Raw genomic sequence first — 8,603 nt, 5'->3', positions numbered from 1 at the left:
CAGCTCAGTCAATCATTCATGGTTTTCAACGGGTGTTTCCTGAAGCGGAATATGTGTTGTTACCTGTTGCTGATGGTGGCGAAGGAACGGTAGATGCATTAGTCGCTGCGCGGCATGGCAAAAAAGTGTCTGTGAGAGTTGCTGATCCTCTCGGCATGCCGGTGACGGCACACTATGGATTATTAGCCGAAAGTCAAACCGCGGTCATTGAAATGGCGCAAGCCAGTGGCTTGATGTTAGTGCCTATTGAGCAGCGCAACCCGATGCTGACAAACAGCTATGGAACGGGGCAGCTGATTGCGCATGCGCTTTCCCAAGGTGTTAAGCAAATCATTTTAGGCATTGGTGGTAGTGCGACCGTGGATGGTGGCGTGGGAATGTTGCAGGCTCTCGGCGTCAAATTTTATGATGAAAATCGGCAGTTGCTTGGGACTTCCGGTAACATTCTCCCGCAAATTGCTCATATTGATATTCAGCATCTTGATTCACGCTTGTCCCATTGCAAAATTGACGTGGCTTGTGATGTCAGTAACCCTTTAGTTGGCAAGCAAGGCTCCGCGGCAGTTTTTGGTCCGCAGAAAGGGGCGACTTCAGAAATGATTGTGGAATTAGACAAGGCTCTGGATCAGTTTGCGGGTCATCTTCAGAATTTAACAGGAACGGATTATCGTTACCTTGAGGGCGGTGGTGCCGCAGGTGGGATAGCTGTTGCTATTGCTGCATTACTCGGTGGTGAGCTTAAATCAGGTATTGAGATTGTGATGGCGGCTTTGCAGTTTGAGCAACATTTGCAGAATACGGATTTGGTGATTATTGGTGAAGGCAGTATGGATGGGCAAACCGCAGGAGGAAAAGCGCCAATAGGTATTGCGAGACTGGCAGCAAAACACCAAATTCCAGTCATTGCACTGAGCGGAGTATTAGGCGAGGGCATTGAGGCGTTGTATCAAGAAGGTGTGACGGGAGTATTCAGTATTTTACCGCGCTTAGCCCCACTCAATGAGGTTCTCAAACAGGGTGCAGAGAATTTAGAAAACGCTGCCTTTAATGTGGCTAATGTTTTGAATATTGGTCGTCATTTGAAGAATAAAAATTAAAAAATTTACTGATGGAAAATATGGCGTTTTTTCCGATATTTATTTTATATGCACTTTTTCCGATACCATGTAGAGATGTAATTTGGTAAATGATGGGTTAATAAAGCAATAAACAAAAAAGAATAGGTAAAAAGATGCTTAACCCGACTACATTTGTCCCACTGAAAATCATCGCTTCTGGCATTGCATTGCCAGCCCATAAAGTTTTATCAGTGGATTTGGATAAGCAGCTGAATAAGCCTAGCGGTTATGTTGAAAAACGCTCAGGGATCCGCTGGCGCTATCATGCATCGAATAGTGATAGCCAAGCGGAGCTCGCCGCCGAAGCCATTCATGATGCATTAATTCGCCATCATATTGACCCGTCCACTGTTGACGCTTTAATTTGTGCATCAGCCATTCCTGTGCAAGCACTGCCTTGTAGTGCCGCGCATATTTTGGCTCATAGTAAACTCTCTTCCGGTATTGCTTGCTTTGATATTAATGCCAGCTGTGTGAGTTACTTATCCGCGTTGCAAGTTGCTGGCGGATTGCTTGCGACTCACCAATATCAGCGAATTGCGATTGTCTCTGCGGATATCGCTTCTCGGGGGATCGATTGGGATCATGAAGAATCTTCCTTAATTTTTGGTGATGGCGCAGCCTGTACCCTCGTCGAACGTGGCGATGGGAAGAGCGGTATTTTAGCATTCCGTTTGGAAACCTATCCTGAAGGATTAGATCTCTGCGAGATCCGTGCAGGGGGAACACGCTGTAATCCGCGCTCAGGTATGGAGCCCAGTGACTTTTTATTTCACATGAAAGGCAAACCATTATTTAAGATGGCATCTGCCATGGTTGAGGATTTCATGCATAAAATACTCTCTCAAGCGGGAGTGAGTTTAACGCAAATTGATACAGTGGTGCCCCATCAAGCCAGCCATCTTTCCTTGGAGCATATGCGCAAGCGTCTTGGCGTGACGGCGGAGCAGTTAGTGGATATCTATGCAACGCGTGGTAACCAAGTGGCCGCCTCGATTCCTTCAGCGTTACATGACGCGATTATGGCCGACCGTTTTTATGGAAAATCACACGTGATGTTGGTAGGAACCGCAGCCGGTTTGGCGTTATCTGCCTTGGTTTTGATCCCATGAAAATTTTAGTCACCGGCGCAACCAGTGGGCTTGGACGGAATGCCGCTGAAACGTTGTTACGGGAAGGGCACGACGTGGTGGCTTGTGGGCGTGATTTAGCTGTCGGGCAGATATTGATGGATGCGGGAGCGACATTTATTCCCGTTGAATTAGCACAGTTGACCCCTGAAACCGCGCACGAATTAATGGCGGGATGTCAGGGGGTTTGGCATTGTGCCGCGCTATCGGCTCCTTGGGGGGAGAAAAAAGCCTTCGAAGCAATTAATTGGTTGGCAACCAAAACATTGGCACAGACAGCGGCAAAAGAAGGGATTGAGCGGTTTGTGCATATTTCTACGCCCGCGATTTATTTTAATTTTACGCACCAAAATAATATTCGTGAATCAACGACTAACACGCAATTTGCGAACGATTACGCTCGAACTAAATTCCTTGCGGAGCAAGAGATTGCCAAGCTAGTTCCCGATTCTCCCTTGACCACTTTTGTGATCTTACGACCTCGTGGACTGTTTGGTGCTTACGATCGTGTTTTACTGCCACGTTTGATGGCTCAAATTCGCGCTCGTCACGGCAAACTTGTCTTACCGGCGGGAGGTAAAAATGCTTTTGACCTCACCTATGTCGATAATGTTGTGCATGCCATGTTATTAGCAACAGAAAAACCGCTAAAAAGTGGCTCGATATTTAATATTACGAACCATGAGCCTCTGCCATTAGCCACAACATTACAGGCACTTTTTGCACAAACTGGTACATCCTGCCAGATTAAATCTGCGCCTTATCCGTTGTTATATGCGGTGGCATTGGGTTTAGAAAAATGGGCGATGATACAGAAAAAAGAGCCGCTATTAACCCGTTATAGCCTTGGCGCTGCCTATTTCACGATGATTTTGAATAACGAACGTGCTCAAAATGAGCTCGGTTATACTCCGCGTTACTCGATGGCGGAAGGCATTGCACGTACAGCACAATGGTTGCAAGAAAATCAAGAGGGCGTTCAATGATGAATATTCGGGTATTTGAAGTTGGTTACTGTACCCATCCCGGCTGTGTTGCACTCAAAGGTGCCAGTATGAAAGCGTGCAAATTCCCTGCACGTGCATGGTTGATTGAAGGTCACGACCAACGTTGGCTGTTCGATACGGGGTATGCTGATCATTTCTATGACCATACCCGCGAGGGGATTATGCGGTTGTACCGTGCAGTCACGCCAGTTTATTTCGATACTCAGGATGCGTTAGTGTCCCAACTTAAGGCAGATGGTATCGAGCCTGCCGACATCACTGGGGTGATTATTTCTCATTTCCATGGTGACCATATTGCGGGATTGCGAGATTTTCCCAATATCCCTTTTATTTGTTCTGGCGATGGCTGGGAGAAAACCCGAGGATTAACGGGTTTTTCGGCATTACGTAAAGCCTTCGTTCGGGGGCTGATCCCTGAAGATTTCGAAGGTCGGGCGCAATTTTATGAAGGTTTTGAACGTACCGCACTGCCTGAAGCGTTAGCTGAATTGGGGGATGGGTATGCCCTTAATACGGAGAAAACCGTAATAGCGGTGCCATTACCGGGACATGCCGCAGGGCATACGGGATTGTGCGTGGCAACGGATGACGGTTGGGTTTTGCTTGCAGGAGATGCGGCTTGGTCGCCGACGAATTATCGAGAGTTACGCGGTCCGATGGCGGTTGCCAATCTGATCATGGATGATAAACGTGCGTATTACGAGACGCTGAATAAATTACACCACATTGATAAGCGTCACATACCGATTCAACTGTGCCATGAAGGTGATTTGTGAAACTGCTGAAAATTCTGTGGCATTACTGGCAGGCTCGCCGACTGCGTTTTACGGATCGTGCAGCGCTAGAAGGATATCAACAGCGAAAATTGTCGGCATTTACTCAGCGTTTTTTACGGCGCAGTCCCTATTTTTCGGCATATTGTGAGCAAGCACTTACTCAGTGGCCTGTGATGAATAAAGCTTTGATGATGCAGCATTTTGATCGCATGAACACCCAAGGGCTGAAAGTGGATGAGCTGCTTGCCTGCGCAAAACAGAGTGAATCTTCCCGAGATTTCTCCCCAACAGTGGGAAAATTCAGTGTGGGATTATCGTCTGGAACTTCAGGAAAGCGGGGCGTATTTGTGGTCAGCCCAGGTGAGCAAGCTCGCTGGTCGGGAACTATGCTGGCTAAGATGCTGCCGGATGGATTATTTGCAGGGGAACGCGTTGCACTGTTTCTACGTGCAAACAATAACTTATACGAAAGTGTGAATAATCGCTGGCTCTCATTTCGCTTTTACGACTTGCTGGGGGATTTCGATGAGCATCTTGCTGCGCTTAATGAATGGCTGCCTACCATTATTGTTGCTCCTGCTCAGGTGCTGGTGGAAATCGCAAAACGCCAGCAGCGAAATGCGTGCTCACTAACCCCAAAAAGGGTGATATCAGTGGCGGAAGTGCTAAATACAGATGATAAAGCCCAGCTAAAAGCTGTTTTTTCAGATGTTGGCGAAGTGTACCAAGCGACGGAAGGTTTTCTTGGTTGCACCTGCCCTCATGGCACATTGCATCTGAATGAAGCTTTTTTGCATATTGAAAAACAGTGGATTGATGAGCGTCGATTTTTACCGATTATCACGGATTTTACGCGACAAACTCAGCCCATTGTGCGTTATCAACTCGATGATATCTTGGTTGTTAGAGAAACTCCATGCCCCTGCGGTGATGCACAACTGGCTATTGAACGCATTGAAGGGCGTAGCGATGATCAATTGGTCTTAACCAATCAACACGGTGAGCCAATAACCCTGTTTGCGGACGCCTGTAACCGAGTGATATGTAATACTTTACCAACGGAAACAGATTACCGACTTCATCAACAGGGGCTGTTATTCACCTTATCCGCGGACTGTGAGGAAGCGGCGCTCTTGGCGTGTAAGCAAGCACTAACTGACTATTTTGAACTGCAAGGCGCAGTGATAGCGCATCTTCAGTGGCAACTCAACACGACCTTGCCCGTGACGACAATGGCAATCAAGCGTCGGCGGATCACGCGGGAGGCGCCATGATAACGTCGATGTCAGTATGGCGGCGCGTGGGGTATTTGTTATTAGGTTGGGGATGCGTTGGGTTTATCTACTCCTTGACGGGGCATATTTATTCTTCCGCACATATTATTTCCCCCACAATGATTGATGATACCATCGGTTATTCGCCAAATGCGGTATGGCTCTATCTCTCTTTTTTCCTTTTTATTCCTTGTGGTTATCTGCTGAGTAATGTCGATAAAGTAAAGCCGTTAATGTGGCAGATGATCCTCTGTGCGGTGCTATCAGGTACGGTATACCTGATTTATCCAACTACAGCAGAATTTCCTCAAAATATAGGTAGCGGGCTGACTCAGCAGGCATTGGCTGGGTTATTGCAGGTAGATACCTCACAAAATATGTTGCCATCTTTACATGTCTCTTTGACACTCATTTCGTTAGTGGCGTTATGGCGACAAGGAAAATTGGCGCTAAATCTACTGTGGGTGTGTTGGGCGTTAGTGATTATTTTTTCAGTTTTAATGCTGAAGCGGCATCTGTTTATTGATGTGGTCGGCGGCATGATGTGTGCATGGATAGCGATAACCGTTGTTCACATATTGTCAGACAATCCGTCACGGAGAATGCAATGAATGAACTGACATTTCCCATTATTTTTATGGTGTTGATCGTGATGGTGGAGGCACTGATTATTGCCCGCCAAAAACAGGTTTCATTTAGCTGGCAAGATGTGGTGTTTAACTTAAATTCCGGTCATATCATGTTATGGCTGTTCCGTGGATTAGAGTTATTTTGCTACGGTTTTGTGGTCACGCATTTTTCTTTTGGTCTTACCGATAGCTGGCCAATGTGGCTGGTGTGGTTGTTTACGTTAATCGCTTGGGATTTAGGTTTTTATTGGCTGCATCGTTTGCACCATCGTTACCGTCTTTTGTGGGCCGTGCATGTGGTGCACCATCAAGGGGAGCATTTTAATCTCTCGTTAGGGGTACGTAATTCGTGGTATTCCTCACTCACTTCGATTCCGTTCTTTCTGTTATTGGCGTTGATGGGCGTGCCGCTCACCGTCTTTATGACGGTATCTGTGCTTCATTACACCATTCAATTTTTTAACCACAGTGGGTTAATTCCCCGTTTTAAATGGTTGGAAGCGTGGATGGTGACACCGCATCATCATCGGGTTCACCATATTAAAACGGGCGGGTACGCCAATCGTAACTTTGGCGGCAGTTTCATTATTTGGGACAAGTTATTTGGTACGTTCTCTGAATCCCCTGAAACACCTCATCAATATGGTATTGGAGGGGAAGCCGCGACAGAAAACCCACTGATTGATAGTAATCGTCCATTTTTGCGTATGCTTGGCATTAAAAAAGGGGATAAAACGATACGTTCTCCCCGCTATCACACCGGAAAAATAGGGCTAGTGGGTGGGACATTGCTGCTGTTCACGTTGGTGATTGGCTATGTTTATCGCTACGGATACGGTTTTAATGGGACGACACTCGAGCAAATTGGGTTATTCCTCCTTCTGGCGAGCGGGACTGTGGCGCTGTCAGGGCTATCTAGCGGTCAGAATTGGGGAAAATGGAGCTGGTTTGTGGTTGCCAGTATGATGGTGTTGTTGATCATGATGGCAGGATGGATAACGCCATTCTGGCTGGTGGCGAGCACACTGTTATGGCTACACAGTGTGTGTGTGCTCATCGGCATTGGATCAACTGTTGTGGATAGCGATGATGTACAAGCCTAGCCCATTACCTCCGCTGGCGTTTCGTCAGAAAGATGACCTTGCTTTCCATCGTGAATTACAGCGAGCCGCTAACGGATACTTGCAAAAACGCGGGGAGCACCGCTTTGCGGATGGAAAAGCCTTTCTGAAAAGTGCGTTATTGGTTATTGCTTGTTTTAGCACTTATTTTGTCATGCTGAGTTCTCAAGGGAGTGTAGCTTTTTTTATTGGCTACCCACTGTTTATTTTCTTTGCCTTATTATTGGCGATCAATGTGGTGCATGACGCCTCTCATAATGCGGTATTTCAACGCGGATGGGCGAATCGTTGGTTGAATTTCTGGGTGACAATTCCGCTGGGATTAGACCCAGATTGTTGGCGAGTTCGTCATATTCTTTTTCATCATACTCATACGAATATCCGTCATTATGATTTAGACATTGAAGAAAATTTTTTACTGCGCCAAACCCCTTATCAACGCTGGTATCCGTTTATGCGTTGGCAGCATCTGTATTGGCCGCTGATTGCAGCAATGACGTTCCCCGCCCTGATTTGGGGATTTGATTGGTTTGATCGCTTTCATTTCACGCGGGTGGCACCCAAAATGCGCCATCAGGGCGCCAAAGGTATTGGTATATTTTTGCTAAGTAAAATGCTGCATCTTGCATTGGCATTATTATTACCGTATTGGGTGCTGTCCCCTTATGGCATCGGCATTGGCACACTGTTCGGGGTTTATCTACTGAGCCAGATGCTGGCATCACTGATTTTTGTGGTGCTGATCCTCGGAACTCACTGGGCGAAAGCCACTTTTTATACACCGCCAAAATCGGGACGAATGGCACAAGGATTTTATACTCATACATTTTCAACCACCTACGATTGGCAAACTACACCGACATGGTTGACTTATTGGCTCGGTGGGTTGAATTTACACCTAACGCACCATGTTTTTCCCAATTGGCACCATCGGCATTATCCCGCCCTTGCTAAGATTATTCAGCAAACTGCGCTGCAATTTTGTTTGGATTATCATTGTGTTGACGCCAAAACACTGTGGCGTTATCAACAACAGTTTTTGCGGCGGATGGGTGAGGGGGAAGGGGTTAGGTAAGCAAGATTCACTTACCTAAACATCGATATATTAGTTCAGTTCAGATTGAACATGTTGAATGCTGCACACCCACGGTTTATCCCGTTGAAACGCAGAAGGTAAATTGTGTATGGCGTGTTTGGCTGAGCGGATTGACGGGTATTCGCCATACACGAGCACATACCATTGGTGGTTATTTCTGACGGTTTCATACACCAAATAATTACTCAATTTATGTCGACGAGCTTGTTCATAAAGCCCTTCAGCGCTGGCAGCACTCCCTAGTTGTAGCGTGTAATGGCGAGAGGATGCAGAACGAATATCGCCGCCTAAATTGGTGCTCACCGAGGTTTTTTTTGTCGTGGGGATCGTGACTTCTATCGGCTTGCTAGGCATGTCGATTGGCATTGATTCTGCCTGTTCAGTTTCACTTCTTTGTTCTGACGGGGGCAGCACGAGGGTAATGATCACTTCCGTGGGTTCATCAGAAACGA

9 protein-coding genes are annotated in these 8,603 nt (G+C 46.7%); 8 read left to right on the top strand and 1 reads right to left on the bottom strand.

Annotation, left to right across the window (positions count from 1 at the left end; genetic code table 11):
• The 8 genes from PSF16_RS15535 to PSF16_RS15500 form a co-directional block, all read left to right on the top strand.
• Positions 1-1,097 (top strand): glycerate kinase family protein (locus PSF16_RS15535; protein WP_272689598.1); only part of this gene is annotated, 1,097 nt, incomplete at its 5' end.
• A 134-nt stretch (positions 1,098-1,231) separates the two neighbouring features.
• Entirely contained in the window at positions 1,232-2,230 is a 999-nt protein-coding gene (locus tag PSF16_RS15530) for a 3-oxoacyl-[acyl-carrier-protein] synthase III C-terminal domain-containing protein (RefSeq protein WP_036963363.1), read from the top strand.
• Positions 2,227-3,234 (top strand): NAD-dependent epimerase/dehydratase family protein, encoded by a 1,008-nt coding sequence (locus PSF16_RS15525; protein ID WP_272689597.1) that lies wholly within the window; start codon positions 2,227-2,229, stop codon positions 3,232-3,234. The genes PSF16_RS15530 and PSF16_RS15525 overlap by 4 nt, the downstream gene beginning before the upstream one ends.
• On the top strand, positions 3,231-4,031 hold the full coding sequence (locus PSF16_RS15520; protein ID WP_272689596.1) for an MBL fold metallo-hydrolase: 801 nt from the start codon (positions 3,231-3,233) through the stop codon (positions 4,029-4,031). The genes PSF16_RS15525 and PSF16_RS15520 overlap by 4 nt, the downstream gene beginning before the upstream one ends.
• Positions 4,028-5,305 carry a F390 synthetase-related protein gene (locus tag PSF16_RS15515; RefSeq protein WP_272689595.1) on the top strand — a complete coding sequence of 426 codons (1,278 nt, stop codon included), beginning with the start codon at positions 4,028-4,030 and terminating at the stop codon, positions 5,303-5,305. The genes PSF16_RS15520 and PSF16_RS15515 overlap by 4 nt, the downstream gene beginning before the upstream one ends.
• Positions 5,302-5,916: a phosphatase PAP2 family protein gene (locus PSF16_RS15510; protein ID WP_272689594.1), complete on the top strand. Its 615-nt coding sequence runs from the start codon at positions 5,302-5,304 to the stop codon at positions 5,914-5,916. The genes PSF16_RS15515 and PSF16_RS15510 overlap by 4 nt, the downstream gene beginning before the upstream one ends.
• A complete protein-coding gene (locus PSF16_RS15505; protein ID WP_272689593.1) occupies positions 5,913-7,037 on the top strand; it encodes a sterol desaturase family protein in 1,125 nt (374 codons plus the stop codon). The genes PSF16_RS15510 and PSF16_RS15505 overlap by 4 nt, the downstream gene beginning before the upstream one ends.
• Positions 7,024-8,130 (top strand): fatty acid desaturase family protein, encoded by a 1,107-nt coding sequence (locus tag PSF16_RS15500; RefSeq protein ID WP_272689599.1) that lies wholly within the window; start codon positions 7,024-7,026, stop codon positions 8,128-8,130. Before PSF16_RS15505 ends, PSF16_RS15500 begins: the two co-directional genes overlap by 14 nt.
• Before the next feature lie 30 nt (positions 8,131-8,160).
• Here the strand turns inward: PSF16_RS15500 and PSF16_RS15495 are convergent.
• Positions 8,161-8,603 (bottom strand): SPOR domain-containing protein (locus tag PSF16_RS15495; RefSeq protein ID WP_272689592.1); only part of this gene is annotated, 443 nt, incomplete at its 5' end.

Origin of the sequence: Providencia sp. PROV033, from assembly GCF_028484855.1 — a bacterium.
Classification (GTDB): Bacteria; Pseudomonadota; Gammaproteobacteria; order Enterobacterales; family Enterobacteriaceae; genus Providencia; species Providencia alcalifaciens.
Note: the sequence above shows the minus strand (reverse complement) of the source record. Positions and strands in the feature narration are given on the sequence as shown.